At 68.6% G+C, this 15,493-nt stretch carries 16 protein-coding genes and 1 tRNA gene; 12 read left to right on the top strand and 5 right to left on the bottom strand.

What is annotated here, in order from left to right:
- The first annotated feature begins 49 nt into the window (after window positions 1-49).
- Complete coding sequence (locus tag PW734_00760; protein MDE1169733.1) at window positions 50-1,186, top strand: hypothetical protein; 1,137 nt, start codon at window positions 50-52, stop codon at window positions 1,184-1,186.
- On the opposite strand, the gene PW734_00755 is transcribed toward PW734_00760, so the two are convergent.
- A complete protein-coding gene (locus PW734_00755) occupies window positions 1,170-2,246 on the bottom strand; it encodes a CocE/NonD family hydrolase (protein ID MDE1169732.1) in 1,077 nt (358 codons plus the stop codon). The two genes, PW734_00760 and PW734_00755, sit on opposite strands and share 17 nt — an antisense overlap.
- Window positions 2,247-2,322: 76 nt before the next feature.
- Here PW734_00755 and PW734_00750 point away from each other — a divergent pair.
- A tRNA-Ile gene (locus PW734_00750) sits at window positions 2,323-2,395 on the top strand.
- Between the two features lie 6 nt (window positions 2,396-2,401).
- Here the strand turns inward: PW734_00750 and PW734_00745 are convergent.
- Entirely contained in the window at window positions 2,402-2,947 is a 546-nt protein-coding gene (locus PW734_00745) for a hypothetical protein (protein ID MDE1169731.1), read from the bottom strand.
- 22 nt (window positions 2,948-2,969) lie between these two features.
- Here PW734_00745 and PW734_00740 point away from each other — a divergent pair, with 22 nt between their 5' ends.
- Window positions 2,970-4,085: a serine hydrolase gene (locus tag PW734_00740; GenBank protein ID MDE1169730.1), complete on the top strand. Its 1,116-nt coding sequence runs from the start codon at window positions 2,970-2,972 to the stop codon at window positions 4,083-4,085.
- A gap of 12 nt (window positions 4,086-4,097) precedes the next feature.
- Here the strand turns inward: PW734_00740 and PW734_00735 are convergent, their stop codons facing one another.
- Complete coding sequence (locus PW734_00735) at window positions 4,098-4,511, bottom strand: hypothetical protein (protein MDE1169729.1); 414 nt, start codon at window positions 4,509-4,511, stop codon at window positions 4,098-4,100.
- 114 nt (window positions 4,512-4,625) lie between these two features.
- Here PW734_00735 and PW734_00730 point away from each other — a divergent pair, with 114 nt between their 5' ends.
- Complete coding sequence (locus PW734_00730) at window positions 4,626-5,267, top strand: DnaJ C-terminal domain-containing protein (GenBank protein ID MDE1169728.1); 642 nt, start codon at window positions 4,626-4,628, stop codon at window positions 5,265-5,267.
- Here the strand turns inward: PW734_00730 and PW734_00725 are convergent.
- A complete protein-coding gene (locus PW734_00725) occupies window positions 5,264-5,590 on the bottom strand; it encodes a lipid-A-disaccharide synthase N-terminal domain-containing protein (GenBank protein ID MDE1169727.1) in 327 nt (108 codons plus the stop codon). The two genes, PW734_00730 and PW734_00725, sit on opposite strands and share 4 nt — an antisense overlap.
- Before the next feature lie 68 nt (window positions 5,591-5,658).
- Here PW734_00725 and trmFO point away from each other — a divergent pair, with 68 nt between their 5' ends.
- The 8 genes from trmFO (at window position 5,659) to PW734_00685 (ending at window position 13,940) form a co-directional block, all read left to right on the top strand.
- Window positions 5,659-6,999: a methylenetetrahydrofolate--tRNA-(uracil(54)-C(5))-methyltransferase (FADH(2)-oxidizing) TrmFO gene (gene trmFO, locus PW734_00720; GenBank protein MDE1169726.1), complete on the top strand. Its 1,341-nt coding sequence runs from the start codon at window positions 5,659-5,661 to the stop codon at window positions 6,997-6,999.
- A gap of 13 nt (window positions 7,000-7,012) precedes the next feature.
- Window positions 7,013-8,683, top strand: a complete 1,671-nt coding sequence (locus PW734_00715; protein ID MDE1169725.1) for a putative manganese-dependent inorganic diphosphatase — start codon at window positions 7,013-7,015, stop codon at window positions 8,681-8,683.
- A gap of 42 nt (window positions 8,684-8,725) precedes the next feature.
- A complete protein-coding gene (locus PW734_00710) occupies window positions 8,726-10,216 on the top strand; it encodes a circularly permuted type 2 ATP-grasp protein (GenBank protein MDE1169724.1) in 1,491 nt (496 codons plus the stop codon).
- A gap of 4 nt (window positions 10,217-10,220) precedes the next feature.
- Window positions 10,221-11,207, top strand: coding sequence for an alpha-E domain-containing protein (locus PW734_00705; GenBank protein MDE1169723.1), 987 nt, complete (start codon window positions 10,221-10,223; stop codon window positions 11,205-11,207).
- An 18-nt stretch (window positions 11,208-11,225) separates the two neighbouring features.
- Window positions 11,226-12,110, top strand: a complete 885-nt coding sequence (locus tag PW734_00700) for a transglutaminase family protein (protein MDE1169722.1) — start codon at window positions 11,226-11,228, stop codon at window positions 12,108-12,110.
- A gap of 123 nt (window positions 12,111-12,233) precedes the next feature.
- Window positions 12,234-12,569 carry a hypothetical protein gene (locus PW734_00695; protein MDE1169721.1) on the top strand — a complete coding sequence of 112 codons (336 nt, stop codon included), beginning with the start codon at window positions 12,234-12,236 and terminating at the stop codon, window positions 12,567-12,569.
- Between the two features lie 13 nt (window positions 12,570-12,582).
- Complete coding sequence (locus PW734_00690; GenBank protein ID MDE1169720.1) at window positions 12,583-13,017, top strand: hypothetical protein; 435 nt, start codon at window positions 12,583-12,585, stop codon at window positions 13,015-13,017.
- Window positions 13,014-13,940: a hypothetical protein gene (locus PW734_00685; protein ID MDE1169719.1), complete on the top strand. Its 927-nt coding sequence runs from the start codon at window positions 13,014-13,016 to the stop codon at window positions 13,938-13,940. The genes PW734_00690 and PW734_00685 overlap by 4 nt, the downstream gene beginning before the upstream one ends.
- A gap of 6 nt (window positions 13,941-13,946) precedes the next feature.
- Here PW734_00685 and PW734_00680 read toward each other — a convergent pair whose 3' ends face one another.
- Window positions 13,947-15,452 carry an efflux transporter outer membrane subunit gene (locus PW734_00680; protein MDE1169718.1) on the bottom strand — a complete coding sequence of 502 codons (1,506 nt, stop codon included), beginning with the start codon at window positions 15,450-15,452 and terminating at the stop codon, window positions 13,947-13,949.
- Window positions 15,453-15,493 lie beyond the last annotated feature (41 nt).

Genomic DNA, 15,493 nt, shown 5'->3' with positions numbered 1-15,493 from the left:
TTCCAATTCCCCAGTCTGTCAGTATTCTATTTCAAGTAATTTGGACTTTTTGCCTCGCATCCTTTTCCTCCCCGTCTTGGGATGGTCTCTGGCCCTCGCGCCGGCGGCCCCCTCCCTTGTCTTCTCCGCCAACGACCAGGCCAGCGGCTACCGGGACGCCCGGATGTTCGTCGCTGCTCCGGCAGGCCCAGGCAGCGTCACCGCGGCCGACTTCTCAACCCTTCCTCCCCGTACCTGGACGCTGGAGGGGGTGCCGTGCAGCGTCATCGGCCCGCCCACCTGCATCGCCGCCACGCGGGACGGCGGCACCGTCCTCGTCGCCGGGGCGATGGCGCCGGACGCCTCCCAGCCGAAGGGCTTGCGCGTCGACCGCCGCCTGACACGGCTGGCGTGGACGCCCGGCGGCCTCCGGCAGGTCGCCCAGGCGGAGATCGGCCTCCAGCCCTCCGGCGTCTCCCTGAGCCCGGACGGGGAACGCGCCTACGTCACCCTGCGCGGGGAGGGAAAACTGGCCACCATCGACCTGCGCGGGGGCGGCCTTAAAATCGCCGCCCTCCTGCCCCTGGCGACGAAGGAGGAATCGCTCTCCCACTTCGCCCTCTCCCCGGACGGCACCCGGGCCCTGGCCTCCCTGCACGACGGCGGGGCGGTCCTGGCCTGCGCGGTCACGCCGGAGGGCGTCCGGCAGACACAGCGCCTCCCCGTCGGCAAGGGGCCCTATGACGTCGAGTTCTTCGCCGACGGCCGCCGCGCCCTGGCCGCCGACAATTACGGCGACGCCCTTTTCCTCCTGGCCGAGCGGGATGGGACGTGGAGCGTGGCGCAGCGGCTCCCGGTGGGCCGCAACCCGGAAGGGATCGCCGTCTCCCCGGACCAGTCGTGGGTCGCCATCGCCTGCTTCGACGGGGCCAACGCCGAGACAGGCAGCCCCTGGTACGGGGAGCCCTCCCGCGTCTACCTCTTCCGGCCCGGCGCGCACGGACGGCTGGCACAGCAGGGCGCGCTAGAAATTCCCTGCATGCCGCAGGGCTGCGCCTTCACCCCGGACGGGCGCTACCTGGCGGTGAGCCAATATGGCCTGAAGACCCTCCGCGTCTTCAAGCTGGAGGAGGGGCGGTGGATCGACGCGGACGCGGGCGTTTCCCTCTCCGGCGACTCCGCCGCGCTGGTCAGGGCTGGCCGTTAGGATCCCAGACGACCTTGTCGTCGATCGCGTAGATCCCGCACTCCAGATTGTGCTGCGCGGCGAAGGCCTCCGCCGCGCCGACCGGATCGTAAGGAGTCCGCAGCGCCACGCCGCGCCCCTGGGAGGTGATGAGGAAGACGCGGGGCCATTCCATCTTCAGGAATTCCCGGTACCGCTTCCGGTCCTCCTCCTCCGCCACCGGCACGGCGGAGACGTCCTCCAGCGGAGCAAAGCCGCTCGGCTTCGGGAAAGGCTTCGGCAGGTAGCCGGGATAGAGGGGCTTGGCGGGGAGGTTGAGCCGGTCGAGGAACTCGTCGATGCGCGGCGTCCAGATCGGCATGGCCTCCACTTCTCCCAGGAAGAAGTGGCCTTCCCTCATGAAGCTGCCGAAGTTGACCAGCTGCGCGTGGCCGCCGGAGCCGGTGTAGCGGTTGAACATCGCCTCCCGCGTCTCCTTCGGGAAGAGGCTGTCGTTGTCCCCGTAGAACCAGAGGGACGGGATGGAAGGCGTCTGCGCGCCGAGGCGGCCCGCCGCGGCGGCCAATTCGTCCGACCAGGTCGTCAGCGCCTCATAGCGCCGCCCGCCGGCGAAGACGATGAGCCCCTTGAGCCCCGGCATGCCCAGCGCGCCCAGGGCCAGCGTGTTCCAACCGCCATAGCTCTGCCCCAGCGCGACGACGCGGCCCATGTCCAGCGGCACGGAGGCGTGGCTCCCCACATATTGCACGGCCTCCTGGATGTCCTGGGCCTGGAGGAGGGCCTCCTTGGCCGGATCGCCCCGGAACCAGACCGTCCCGCCCGATTGGGAAAAGCCCCGCAGCATCGGGATGACCACCGCGTAGCCCCGGGAGAGGAAATAGCGGGAAGCCAGCACCGCCCGGTCCCGGGGCTGCCGGTGGGCGTCGCCGCCGTCCTTGCCGTGGTTGAGGACCGCCACGGGGAAAGGCCCCTCCCCGTCCGGGTGGTAGAAAGTCACCTCCAGCGCCACCGGCGGACTGCCGACCGGCACGCGCAGGACTTCCTCATGGACGTCCGCCGCCGCCCGGGCCGCGACGGCCATCCCCAACATCAGGACGATGGAGAAAAGCGCCTTGATCCCCCCACCCTGCCAGAAGCACCATACGGAGGCAACCCGCGGGGGTGTAGCTCAATGGTTAGAGCAGGCGGCTCATAATCGCTTGGTTCACGGTTCGAATCCGTGCGCCCCCACCGCCCCTACTTCGCGCGCTCGTCGAGGATCCGCTTGGGGTCGAAGCTCATGGAGAGGACCGCCCCGCCGCCCGTCGCGTGGCGCTCGAATTCGACGGCGTGGAATTTTTTCTCGTACAAGGCCTTGGGGCCGCGCTCGTTGACGGAGAAGACGATTTCCGGCTTTCCGTGCTCCACCGCGCCGGTGAGCATCGGCTGCGTCATCGGCTCGAAGAGGCCCGCCCCGCGATAATCCGGGCGGATGAAGATGGGGCCGAATTTCGTCCGCGGTTCCCGGCGGCTGTGGTAGGCCTGCACGAAACCGACCAGTTCCCCCTGCGGCGTGAAAACGACGTTCGCCAGATAGTCGCCTTTTTTCTGGCCGATGTTCCGCACCGCTCTCTCGATGCCGGAACGGCCATAGAGCCAGGGCCGGAGCGGGACCACGCCCCATTGCCGGCGCGCCGCACGGCTGACTTCCAGGTAAAGCTGGTGGATGGCCTCCATGTCCCCCGCCTCGGCGGGGCGCATGAGGACTTGCCGGCCGTCCTTGAGCTTGATTGTCTCCCTCACTAAGACTAATTCGGCTATTCCCATGCCGTTGAACGATTTCCCCCGCACCGCCCGCCTCCTGGAAGCGGGGCGCGATGCCGGGCATCATCTAGGAGCCCAGCTCTTTATTCAAAAGGACGGGCAGGTGCTTCTGGACGCCGGGTGGGGCGAGGCGCGCGAGGGGGTCCCGATGACCCCGGAAACGCTGATGACGTGGCTTTCCTGTTCCAAGCCCTTTGCCGCCGTGGCGCTGGCCCGGCTTAAAGAACAGGGCCTCGTGGAATGGGACCGCCCGGTTTCCGATTGGCTGCCGGAATTCGGCCAAAACGGAAAGAAGCCGCTGACCGTCCGCCACCTGCTGACCCACACGTGCGGCTTCCGTTCGGCCGACTCGGTCTGGAATTCGATGTCCCCGCAGGAGAACCTGGAACGGGCCTTCGCCGCGCCGCTGGAACCGGGATGGGTGCCGGGAGAGACGGCGGGGTATCAGATTTCCGCCAGCTGGTTTGTCCTTGGCGCGCTGGTGGAGAAGCTCTCCGGGATGCCCTACGCGGAATACGTGCGGCAGGAAATCTTCCGCCCCCTGGGGATGGAGAGCTGCTGCTTTGCCCTCTCTCCACAGGAATATCAGGCGGTGGAGGGGCGCGTCGGCTTCCTGCATAATACGGCAGCGGGACGCAAGGAGCCGCACCGCTTCTGGGACAGCGAGGCGGGCTACGGGCGCTGCTGGCCGGGCGCCAGCGGCCACGGGCCGATGCGCGAATTGGCAAAGTTTTACGAGGCGCTGGGCCGGGGCGGCTCCCCTCTCCTCCGCCCGGAGACGGTGGCGGAGCTGACCGCGCGGCAGCGGGAGGGGCTCTTCGACCTGACCTTCCAGCACAAGGTGGACTGGGGCCTGGGCCTCATCGTCAACTCGATCCACCACGGCCCGCACGTGCCCTATGGCTTCGGCCCGCACGCGTCGCCGGAGACTTTCGGCCATAGCGGGGCGCAGTCTTCCTGTTCCTTCTGGGACCCGGCGCACGGGATGTCCGTGGCGTGGGTGGTCAACGGGATGCCGGGAGAGCCGGTCCATCGCCGCCGCGCGCGGGAGCTTAACGCCGCGCTGTACGAGGACCTGGGCTTGGCCGCGGAGAATGCGCGGCAGGCGGAGCAGTAGGCCTGGAAAGGCCTAGCTTTCCAGCATCGTGGCCGCGGCGGCCCGGTAGGGATTGACCGCCTTTTGCCAGTTGTTGTGGCGGCGCTGGAGGTCTTCGAGCTGGACGGCGATGACGTTCATCCGGTGCTCCAGCATTTTCTTGAACTGGTATTCCAGGTCGATGATCTGGGATTCCAGGATGAGAAGCTCGGTGTCCTCCCGCTCGCGGGGCTGGCCGCCGGTCCAGTCGTAGCCGGACATTTCCTGGAGGATGTCGCGCTTGCGGGCGTCGTAGGCGGGGAGTTCCTCCCAGCGGCCTTCCTTCACGGCGTTCCACTGCCACATGATGACTTCGATCATCTGCCGCAGGATGCGGATCTTGGAAGGGGTGTCGATGGGCTTCATGGCGCCGGTCGGTTGAGTGCGGTCGAAGGGCGGAAGAATCATCCTACATAGTATTTCGACCGTCATCTTCTTTTCTTTAATCAAAACCGATCCCATTGATTGAAAATAATTTGTGGATCATTTTTTCTTGTTTTAGTATAAAAACACTCCGTGAGCATGGCCCATTACTATGCCTTGCTGGGCGTTCCGCCCCGGTCGACGCCGGAAGAAATCCGGCGGGCCTACCGCCGCCTGGCGCGCCGCCACCATCCCGATAGCTCCCCGGAAGGCGCCCACTCCGCCCCTCTTTTTCAGCAGATCCATGAGGCTTACCGCGCTCTGACAGAGCAGAAATACGATGCAGCGCGCGGGCTGGAACGGCCCGGCCTGGACTGCCATGTCACCCTGGCCATCACGCTGGAGGAGGCGGTCCGCGGCGGCTCCTATCTCTACCGGGGGACGCGGCGGCTGGATCTGCCGCCCGGACTGCGGGCCGGAGAGCGCCTCCGCCTGCCGGGGGAAGGCAGCGTGCGCGACGGGAAACGCGGGGATCTCTACGTCTTCATCGCCTACGCGCCGCACGCGGGGCTCCGCGTGGCGGGCGCCGCCCTCCACACGGAGCTGGTGCTGATGCCGTGGGAGGCCGCCCTGGGAATCCGGCGGCGGGTGCCGACGCCGGAAGGAGCGGCCCTCCTGGCCATACCGCCCGGCACGCGGGCGGGCGCGCGCTTTACCCTGCCCGGCCGGGGCTTGCCCCGCGCGCGGGGCGGACGGGGGGACCTCCACGTCACCGTGGCGGTGCGGACGCCCTCCCTTTAGACCGTGACTTTTTTCTGCGACCGCTTGTGCGTCGCGTCGAGGTAGAGGTTGTAGAACGCGACGGCGGTGGGGAAGAGGTTGGAGAGAATGCCCACGGAATCGTTCTTCCCGAAGATGAAGTAGGAGAGGAGCAGGACGCTGCCCAAGGCGCTGATATACCAGAAAAGGGAAGGCACCACGGGCCGTCCGTGGCGGCGGGAAACAATGACCTGCACCACCCACCGCCCGCCGAAGACGAGGCTGCCGCAGTAGCCGACGAGCTTCCAGGGGGTAAGGACGACGAGATGGCCGAAGAGGTGGAAGGCCGCCAGGGTAGAGTTCATCGGGACGTGTTACCCGCAACCGGTGATTGAATCAAGGAAGGCCCTGCGTATCCTCAGGGTCCCTTCTTATGCATGACGCGCACGTGATCGGCGCCGGCCTGGCCGGAGCGGAAGCCGCCTGGCAGCTGGCGGAGCGCGGGCACCGCGTCCTCCTCTCGGAGATGCGGCCCGTCCGCCCCACTCCGGCCCATTTGACCGACCGCTTCGCCGAGCTGGTGTGCAGCAACTCCCTGGGCTCCGACGTGCCGGACCGCGCCGGGGGGCTTCTCCACGCGGAAATGCGCCGGATGGGCTCCTTCATCCTCCAATGCGCGGAGGCGGCCCGCGTACCGGCGGGGGCGGCCCTGGCCGTCGACCGGGAGAAGTTTTCCGAGGAGGTCACCCGCCGCCTGGAGGCCCACCCCCGCGTCACCGTCCGGCGGGAGGAGGTGACCGCCGTCCCCGCCTCCGGCGTCACCGTGATGGCCAGCGGCCCGCTGACCAGCGGGCCCCTGGCCGCCTCCATCCGGGAGCTGACGGGGACCGACGCGCTCTACTTCTACGACGCCATCTCCCCCATCGTCGACCGGGACTCCCTGGACATGGCCGTCTGCTTCCGCGCCTCCCGCCACGGGCGCGGGGAACAGGCGGAGGGGGACTACATCAACTGCCCCCTGAACCAAGAGGAATACCGGCGCTTCGTCGCCGCGCTGGCGGCGGCGGAACGGATCCCGCTGCGCGATTTCGAGCGGGAGGACGCCGCCTTCTTCGAGGGGTGCCTGCCCATCGAGGTCCTCGCCTCGCGCGGGGAGGACGCCCTGGCCTACGGGCCGATGCGTCCCGTGGGCCTGGACGACCCGCGCACGGGCCGCTGGCCGCACGCCGTCGTCCAGCTGCGGCAGGACAACCTGGCGGGCTCCCTCTACAACCTCGTCGGCTTCCAGACGAATTTGAAGTGGGGGGAGCAGGAGCGCGTCCTGCGCCTGATCCCCGGCCTGGAGAAGGCCGAGTTCGTCCGCCTGGGACAGATGCACCGGAACACCTTCATCAACGCGCCGCTCCTCCTGGACGAGACGCTCCAGTTCCGCGCGCGGCCCGATCTCTTCTTCGCCGGGCAGATCGTCGGCGTGGAGGGCTACGCCGGGAACGCCGCCACGGGCCTGCTGGCCGGGTGGAACGCCGCGCGGCGCCTGGAGGGGAGCCCCCCCCTCTCCCTCCCCCGGGAGACGATGCTGGGCGCCCTCTGCTGGTATGTCTCCCACGCGGAGGCGAAGCACTTCCAGCCCATGAAGGCCAATTTCGGCGTCCTGCCGGAATTGCCCGCCGGCTCCCGCCCCCGGGAAAAGGCCAAGCGCGGGGCGGCCTATTCCGCCCGCGCGCTGGCTTCCTTGGAAGAAGTCCTTGGCAAGGACGCCCCGATTGCGGTTTAAATCTGCCCCTCTCATGCCCACGTACGTCATCGGACACAAGAATCCCGACACCGACGCCATCTGCTCGGCGATCGGCTACGCCGACTTCCTCCGCCGCACCGGTTCCATCCCGGAGGCGGAAGCCGCCTGCTGCGGCGAGATCAGCGGCCGCACCCTCTACGCCCTGCAACAGGCGGGCGTGGCCGCCCCGCGCCTGGTCCTGGACGTGCGCCCCACCGCCGGGCAGATCTGCAAGCGGGACGTCGTCGCCGCGCAGGAGGGGGATTCCCTCCTGGCCGCCTTCGACACCATCCGGGACCGGGGCTTTCACAGCATGCCCGTGCTGGACGCCGCGGAGCGCCCCGCCGGCATGCTCTCCCTTTACAAGCTCGTCGACCTCATCCTGCCGAAGCGGGAGTCCGGCGCGGAGCGGAAGGAAACCCGCCGCGTGGCCACCACGCTGGCCCGCGTCGCCAAGACGCTGGCCGGCAGCGTCTCCCACGGCGTCGACCTGGAGAAGGAAGAGGAGTTCCTCCTCATCGTCGCCGCGCTGCGGACGGAGATATTCCAGGAGCGGCTGCGCCGCCACGATCCGTCCAAGCTGATCGTCGTCATGGGGGACCGCCCCACCGTGCAGGAGAGCGCCATCGACTTCGGCGCGCGCGCCATCGTCCTCACCGGCGGTAACGGCCTCTCCCCGGCGCTCCTGGAAAAGGCGAAGGCCAAGGGCGTCGCCGTCCTGGTTTCCCCCAGCGACACCGCCACCACCACCCTCCTCATCAAGTGCGCGCAGGCCATCGCCGACGCCACCCTGACCGACTTCCAGAGCTTCCCGGAGGGAGCCAGCGTGGAGCAGATCCTCTCCTCCCTGGAACCGGGCAGCCACCAGGCCCTTTTCCCCGTTCTGCGGGAAGACGGCAAGCTGGCCGGGGTCTTCTCCAAGTCCGACCTCGTCGACGTGCCCCGCACGCGCCTGGTCCTGGTCGACCACAACGAGTGGAGCCAGGCCGTCCAAGGCGCGCCGGAAGCGGAAATTCTGGAAGTCATCGACCACCACCGCCTGGGCGGAGGCCTTTCCTCCCGCTACCCCATCCGCTTCATCAACGAGCCGGTGGGCTCCACCTGCACCATCGTGGCCCGCATGTTCCGCCAGGCGGGGCTGGAACCGGAGCCAGGCGTCGCCCTGGCCCTGGCCGCGGGCATCATCTCCGACACCCTCCACCTCACCGGCCCCACGACGACCGACGTCGACCGGGAAATCCTTCCCTGGCTCGGCAAAGCCGCCAAGGCCGACCTGGCCCGCTTCGCCGAGGGGTTCTTTGCCGCCGGATCGCTCCTGGTCAACACGCCTGCTCCGCAGGCCGTGCGGACCGACTGCAAGAACTACGACGAAGCCGGCTGGAAAATCGCCGTGGCCCAGATCGAAGAGCAGGGCCTGGACAACTTCTGGAAACAGCGCGACGCGCTGGCCGAGGCCCTGGAAGGCGTCCGCGCGGAAGGCGCGCTCGACTTCGCATGCCTCCTGGTGACCGACATCGGCACGCACAACAGCGTCCTCCTCACCACGGGCCGCCCGGAGATCGTCCAGGCCATCGACTACCCGCGCCTGGGAGCCGACCTCTTCGAGCTCAACGGCATCGTCAGCCGCAAGAAGGAGCTGCTGCCCCACCTGGCCCGCACCCTGCAAAAGGTCCGGCGCGTCTGACGCCCCTTGCCGGAAGCCGGTCTTGCCGCTAGCTTGGGCGGCTTGAAGAACCCGCCGCCCCCCATCCCCGCCCCGGCCGAGGCCTCCGGCGCCTTCGCGCGCTACGCGATGGGGGAGAGCTATGACGAGATGTTCTCCGCGGCGGGCGCCCCCCGGAAGGCCTACCGCACCCTTCACCGGCGGCTAAAGGACCTCCCCCCGGACGACCTGCGCCGCCGCCAGACGGCCGCCGACGCCTCCTTCCTCCACCAGGGCATCACCTTTGCCGTCTACGGGCGGAAGGAGGGGACGGAGCGGATCATCCCCTTCGACCTCCTCCCCCGCATCATCTCCGGCGCGGAGTGGCGGACGGTGGAGCGCGGCCTGGCCCAGCGGATCACCGCCCTCAACCTCTTCCTGAAGGACATCTACGGCCCGGCCAGGATCCTGGCGGATAAGGTCATCCCCCGGGAGCTGATCTACAGCTGCCCGCAGTTCCGCCGGGAAATGCGCGGCTGGAGCGTGCCCCGGGACAGCTACGTCTCCATCTGCGGCTCCGACCTGATGCGCCTGGCCGACGGCAGCTTCGTCGTCCTGGAAGACAACCTGCGCGTCCCCAGCGGCGTCTCCTACATGCTGGTGAACCGCCAGGTCATGAAGGGGACCTTCCCCTCCCTCTTCCAGAATTACGGCGTCCGCCCCGTCGACCACTACCCGCAGGCCCTCCTCTCCACCCTGCGCGGCCTGGCCGCCAACGGGCGGCCGGACCCCACCGTCGTCCTCCTGACCCCCGGCGTCTTCAACTCCGCCTACTACGAGCATTCCTTCCTCGCCTGGCAGATGGGCATCGAGCTGGTGGAAGGGCACGATCTGCTGGTCCACGACAACATCGTCTACATGCGGACGACGGGCGGCCTCCGCCGCGTCGACGTCATCTACCGCCGGATCGACGACGACTTCATCGACCCCGTCACCTTCCGCCCGGACAGCCTCCTGGGCGTCCCCGGCCTCTTCAACGCCTACCGCGCGGGCAACGTCAGCCTGGCCAACGCCGTGGGCACCGGCATCGCCGACGACAAGGCCGTCTACGCCTTCGTCCCGGACATGATCCGCTACTACCTCCAGGAAGAGCCCGTCCTGCGCAACGTGGAGACCTACCTCTGCGTCCGGGAAAAGGAGCGGGAGCACGTCCTGGCCAACCTGGACAAGCTGGTGGTGAAGGCCGTGGGCGAGTCGGGCGGCTACGGCATGCTCATCGGCCCCCAGAGCACCGCCGCCCAGCGGGAGGAATTCGCCGGGCGCATCCGGGAAAACCCGCGCAACTACATCGCCCAGCCCACCCTCGACTTCTCCTGCGCGCCCTGCTGCGTGGACGGGCGGATCGAGCCGCGCCGCGTCGACCTGCGGCCCTTCATCCTCTTCGGGGAAAAAGTCACCATCGTCCCCGGCGGCCTCACCCGCGTCGCCCTGCGGGAGGGCTCCCTGGTCGTCAACTCCTCCCAGGGCGGCGGGAGCAAGGACACCTGGGTCCTGAAGGACGAGGAGGAAAAGTAGCCCCATGCTCTCCCGCGTCGCCGACAACATCTACTGGATGGCCCGCTACCTGGAGCGCGCCGAGCACACCGCGCGCCTCCTGGGCATCCACCTGAACCTGATCCTGGACCTCCCCACGGAGAGCGAGGCGGAGCGCACCGGCCGCCTCTTCGAAGGGCTGGGCATCGCCCGCCCGCCGGAGGTGCCACCGCAGAGCGTGCCGGTCACCCACTACCTGGCCCTGGAGCCCACCCTTCCCGGCTCCGTCTTTTCCTGCGTGGCCGCCGCGCGGCGCAACGCGCGCGGCCTGCGCGACCACATCAGCTCGGAAATGTGGGGCCAGCTCAACCGCCTCTACCTCCGCCTGGGAGAGAGCGAGGCCTCCGAACGGGTCCATTACGATCCGCAGGGCCTCCTGCGGGAAGCCGTCGACGGCATCTCCCTTTTCCACGGACTCTCCGCCTCCACCCTCCACCGCGGGGAGTGCTGGCAATTCATCGAGCTGGGCCTCTGCCTGGAGCGGGCCCTGGAAGTCACCGCCCTCCTCTCCACCCACTTCCGCCACCTTTCCAAGAGCCCTTCCGGCCGCCTGCGGGACGAGGCCCTGGCCGGGGCCGACTTCATGGAGTGGGCCGGGCTCCTCAGGGCCTGCGGCGCCTTCGAGGCCTACTGCAACCGCCACACCGCCGACTTCCGCCCCGCCCGCATCGCCGAGTTCCTCCTCCTGGACGGCGGGTTCCCGAAGGCCGTCCGCTTCGCCGCGGAGCGGGTGGAGGAGTGCCTCGTCCGCATCGCCGATTTGAGCCAGTGCCCGCCCGATCCCGAGCTGCACCGGATGGCGGGCAAGCTGGCCTCCCTCCTGCGCTACGGAAAAATCGAGGAAATCCTCAACGTGCGCGGCGGCGGCGTCCCCGTCACCCTGGACTCCATCCGCGCCCAGTGCGCCCGCCTGCATGAGGCGGTCTACCGCTCCTTCATCCACTACGCCGTCGACCAGGCCATCCCGGCCTAGGCCCGGCAACCTGAGCCCATGCTCTACTCCATCACCCACCACACCCGGCACGACTACTCCGAGCCGGTCCGCGAAAGCATCATGGAGGCCCGCGCCATGCCCCGCACGGAAGGGCCGCAGCGGTGCCTGAGCTTCTCCCTGACCACCGATCCGCGCGCCCGCGTCCTTCACTACACGGACCATTTGGGAAACGTCGTCCACCACTTCGACCTGCCCGGCTGCCACCAGCACCTCCAGCTCACCGCCCAGGCGGTCGTCGAGATCGTCGACGACTTCCCCGCCCCCACTGCCCTGGGGCCGGAAGCATGGGCGGAGATCGACCGCCTGGCCTCCGAGGGGGACTACTGGGAAAGCCTCTCCCCCAGCCGCTTCGTCCAGTTCACGCCGCTCCTGCGGGACCTGGCGGCGGAGTTCAACGTCGTCCGCCGGGATGATCCCCACACCCTCCTGAAGGAGATCTCCCGCCGCATCCACCGCTCCTTCCGCTACACGCCGCAGGCGACGCGCGTCGACTCCCCCATCGACCAGGCACTCTCCCAGCGGCAGGGCGTCTGCCAGGATTACGCCCATATCATGCTGGCCCTGGCGCGGCTGGTGGGCATCCCGGCCCGCTACGTGAGCGGCTACTTCTTCTCCGGCACGGCGCAGGGCGATCCCGGCGCAACCCACGCGTGGGTGGAGGCCCTCCTGCCCGGGCGCGGGTGGGTCGGCTTCGACCCCTCCAACGACCTGCCCGCGGGCACCGGCCACATCCGCGTGGCCCTGGGCCGGGATTACGCCGACGTGCCCCCCACCCGCGGCGTCTTCCAAGGCCAGGCAAAGAGCGACGTGGACGTCCAAGTCCTGGTGCAGACACTCCAGACGCGGCCGGAAATTTCCCGCCCACCCCTGGCCGTCTCTTAACACAGGATTCCATTCCTCCCGGTCCCCGGGTCAGTTCCCCATTTTCACGTAAGTGTTTACCATGAAGGCGACAGAGTGTTTTCATGGTTTGACTTTCATCAACTGAACTTCAATTTTAAGAGTATGGTTAAAAAGGAAAAAGCCGGGTTCTGGTGCCCGAACGATGTCGACGACGGCATCCGCGGCCTCATCGAGCGGGGCGTCTACCAAGACCGCTCCAAGGCGATCGTCGGCCTGTTGCGCAACTCCCTTCAGGGGGCCAACCAACTTCCGGGCGACCTACAGAAACGGGTCGATGCCCTGGCCTCTTTCCTGCAGCGGGATTCCCGCGTTGTCATCCGGCAGTGCGTGGAAGGCATCCTGGAAATGATCGACGCCGCCGAGCCGACCACCCCCCTGGTGGTGGAAGAGGTGCGCCTGCGCCAGGAACACATCCAAAAGCCCGGCAAGCAGCGGTAGTTCATCCTCCACGATGCCGCTGCCGGTCCTCCAACAGGGCATCCTGCCGGAAGGCTGCCATGAGTGCAGCCTGGAGGAGGCCGAGGAACTCTTTTGCGAAGGCGCCCTGCGCCAGGAGCTCTGGTCCGGATTCGTCCGCTTCGCCGAATACCTGCGCGCCGCCGGGAGCTTCCGCTTCCTCTACCTGGACGGCCGCTTCATCAGCGACGAGGCCTGGCCCGACCTGATCGACGTGGGCGTGGAGCTGCCCGAGTCCCGACGCTACCCGGCCGACATCTTCACCATCGATTTCCGCACCCGCTTCGGGGTGAACCTCCTGCTCTACGCGCCGCACCGCCCGCTGGGGTGCAATTTCCACGACGTTTTCCAAATCCCGGAAATTACCTTCGCCGACCAGCGCGGCCTTTCCGCCCTGGCGCGGAAGGGATACCTGAAAATCTGGCTATGACCTGGGAAGAAATCCTCCTGGGCAAGGCCCACGGCATCCACGGGGAGATCGGCGCGCTGGACCACTTCCTGCGCGGCCAGGCGGAGCTGCCGCCGGGCGCCGAGGCGCTCTTCGCCGGGCACTACGCCCTGCTGGACGATCTTTACCTGCGGCAGATCCCCTTCGCCCGCGCGGCGGCGGGCTGCGACCTGCTCTTAAGCTACCGCCCGGCGGCGGGAGCCGCCGCGCCGGAACAGGCCGGCCTGGCGGCCGTGGACCGCCTCTTCGGCAACGTCCGCGCGCAGATCGGCGCGGTGACGCGTGCGGTGCTGGACGCCCGGCCGCAGGCGGGCGAGGAGGAAGGGGAGCTTTCCGTCAGCGCCTACGCGCCGGGCCGCTTCGTCGGCTTCCTCCTGCCGGAGGGGGACGGCTCCCCCGCCCTGCGGCAGAGCCTGCACCACCTGGGCGCCGCCGCCCGCGCCCTGCCCCAGGCCGATCCGGCCGCCGTGCTGGCCGGGGAGATCGACGATCCGGAAGCGCGCGACGCCGCCCTGGGAGCGCTCAAGAAGCTTTTCCCCTCCCGCGACGCCTCCATCGAGGCGCTGGAGCTGCGGGGCCGCGCCCTGCCCCTCCCCGCGGAGGAAGCCGCGCGCGTCGACCGCCAGGCGGTGGAAACCGCCGGACGGCTGATGGCGCAACCCGCGCGGGACAGCCGGGAAGCCCGCTTCACGGGAGACCTTTTGCAGATCGACTATGAGTTGCGCCGCTTCGAGCTGCGCAACATCGACGGCGCGCCGGTCCGCGGCCTGCGCTGCGCCTACGCGCCGGAATTGGCCGCTCTTTGCGAGGGGTTGGCGAAGCGCCGGGTGGTGGTGGAGGGAGCCGTTTCCCTGCGCCAGGGACGGCCCCGGCTGCTGCACGTGGCGGCGATCCGGGAAGCTTAAGAAAGCCTAGTTCGGCGCGGGCGCGTCGGAGATCTGGAGGCGCGGGGAGGAAGGGGCCAGCAGCGCGATGGGGGAGGTGCTCACCTTCGGCAGCTTGTTCGGGATCAGGGTATTGTCCTGCCAGCCGCCGCCCAGGGCCTTGATGAGCATGACGGCGGTGACGAAGCGCTGTCCCTGGATCTGGGTGGACTGGCGCTGGTTGTCGAGGAGCGTCCGCTCCGAGTCGACGATCTGGAGGTAGTTCACCAATCCCTGCGTGTAGCGGTCCTCGGAAATGGTGGCGGCCTGCTGCGCGGCGTCGACGGTCCGCTTCCGCACGTCGGCTTCCTGGGAAAGGATGCGCAGGGAGGAGAGGCCGTCCTCCACGTCGACGAAGGCCTGGAGGACCTGCTGCCGGTAGAGGGAGACCGATTCCTGATAGCGCGCGCGGGCTTCCTTAAGCCGGGCGGAGTTGACGCCGCCGTCCAGGAGCGGCACGGAGATGGTGGGGCCGACGCCCCAGCTGCGGCTGCCCCAGGTGAAGAGGTTGGAGATGTCCTTGCTCTGCAAGCCGAAGTTGCCGTTCAGGCTCAGAACGGGGAAGAAGGCGGCCGTGGCGACGCCGATTTCCGCGTTGCGCGCGGCCATGGCCCGCTCCGCCTGGGCCACGTCAGGGCGGCGCTCCAGGAGGTCGGAAGGCAGGCCGGCGGGGATGACGGGCGGGGCGGCGTCCGGGGAGAACGGCAGGGGGAGGATCTTCACCGCCGAGGGGGGCTTGCCGATCAGGATGGCCAGCGCGTGCTCCAGCTTGGCCCGCTGGACGCCGATGTCGAGGGTCTGGGCGCGGACCGACTCGAGCTCGGTCAGGGCCTGGGCGACGTCGAGCTGGCTGGAGGCGCCGCCCTCGAAGCGGGCCTTCGTCAGGTTGTAGGCCTTCTCCCGCAGCTCGACGGTGCGCTGGAGAAGGTCGGCCTCCGTGTCGAGGGAGCGCAGGGAGAAATAATTCTGCGCCACGTCGGCCTTGAGGGTCAGGAGGATGTTTTCGTAATCGGCGACGCTGGACTGGGCCTGGGCGTTGGCCGATTCGAAGCCGCGGCGGACGCGGCCCCAGATGTCGATTTCATAGCTCAGGTCGAGGGGCACCTGGTAGGTGGTGCCGGTATAAGCACGGGGGGCGACGGCGGGGGCGTAGAGCTGGTTGGCGTTGTAGTGCAGTTCCTGGACGGTGGGGTCCAGGGTGATGTTCGGGTAGAACTGGGCGGCGCTGACGCGGGCTTCCGCGCGGGCCTGGGCGACGCGCGCCACGGCGGCGCGCAGGTTCTGGTTGTAGGCGGTGGCCTGGGCCTCCAGGTCGTTAAGGACTGAGTCGTGGAAAATTTCCCACCAGGCTCCCTTGGCGATGGCATCCTGGGGCGCACCCTGTTTCCAGGCGCCGCTGGGGTTGCCCGCTTCCTTCCACTGGGTGGGGGTCTCCGCCGGGGGACGGTGGTAGTCCGGGCCGACACTGCAGCCGGAAAGGAGGAGCAAAAGCACCCCGGTGCGGAAAAAAGGATAACGGCCGGACCTCATCGAGC

The organism is Verrucomicrobium sp. (assembly GCA_028283855.1).
In the GTDB taxonomy this organism is placed as follows: domain Bacteria; phylum Verrucomicrobiota; class Verrucomicrobiia; order Methylacidiphilales; family GAS474; genus GAS474.
Note: the sequence above shows the minus strand (reverse complement) of the source record. Positions and strands in the feature narration are given on the sequence as shown.

What these genes read in the sequence shown, in the direction of transcription:
- PW734_00705 (MDE1169723.1), top strand. Translation starts at nt 10,221, where the DNA reads ATGCTCTCCCGCGTCGCCGACAACATCTACTGGATGGCCCGCTACCTG.
- PW734_00740 (MDE1169730.1), top strand. Translation starts at nt 2,970, where the DNA reads ATGCCGTTGAACGATTTCCCCCGCACCGCCCGCCTCCTGGAAGCGGGG.
- PW734_00735 (MDE1169729.1), bottom strand. Translation starts at nt 4,511, where the DNA reads ATGATTCTTCCGCCCTTCGACCGCACTCAACCGACCGGCGCCATGAAG.
- PW734_00730 (MDE1169728.1), top strand. Translation starts at nt 4,626, where the DNA reads ATGGCCCATTACTATGCCTTGCTGGGCGTTCCGCCCCGGTCGACGCCG.
- PW734_00685 (MDE1169719.1), top strand. Translation starts at nt 13,014, where the DNA reads ATGACCTGGGAAGAAATCCTCCTGGGCAAGGCCCACGGCATCCACGGG.
- PW734_00755 (MDE1169732.1), bottom strand. Translation starts at nt 2,246, where the DNA reads ATGGCCGTCGCGGCCCGGGCGGCGGCGGACGTCCATGAGGAAGTCCTG.
- PW734_00715 (MDE1169725.1), top strand. Translation starts at nt 7,013, where the DNA reads ATGCCCACGTACGTCATCGGACACAAGAATCCCGACACCGACGCCATC.
- PW734_00700 (MDE1169722.1), top strand. Translation starts at nt 11,226, where the DNA reads ATGCTCTACTCCATCACCCACCACACCCGGCACGACTACTCCGAGCCG.
- PW734_00690 (MDE1169720.1), top strand. Translation starts at nt 12,583, where the DNA reads ATGCCGCTGCCGGTCCTCCAACAGGGCATCCTGCCGGAAGGCTGCCAT.
- trmFO (MDE1169726.1), top strand. Translation starts at nt 5,659, where the DNA reads ATGCATGACGCGCACGTGATCGGCGCCGGCCTGGCCGGAGCGGAAGCC.
- PW734_00695 (MDE1169721.1), top strand. Translation starts at nt 12,234, where the DNA reads ATGGTTAAAAAGGAAAAAGCCGGGTTCTGGTGCCCGAACGATGTCGAC.
- PW734_00725 (MDE1169727.1), bottom strand. Translation starts at nt 5,590, where the DNA reads ATGAACTCTACCCTGGCGGCCTTCCACCTCTTCGGCCATCTCGTCGTC.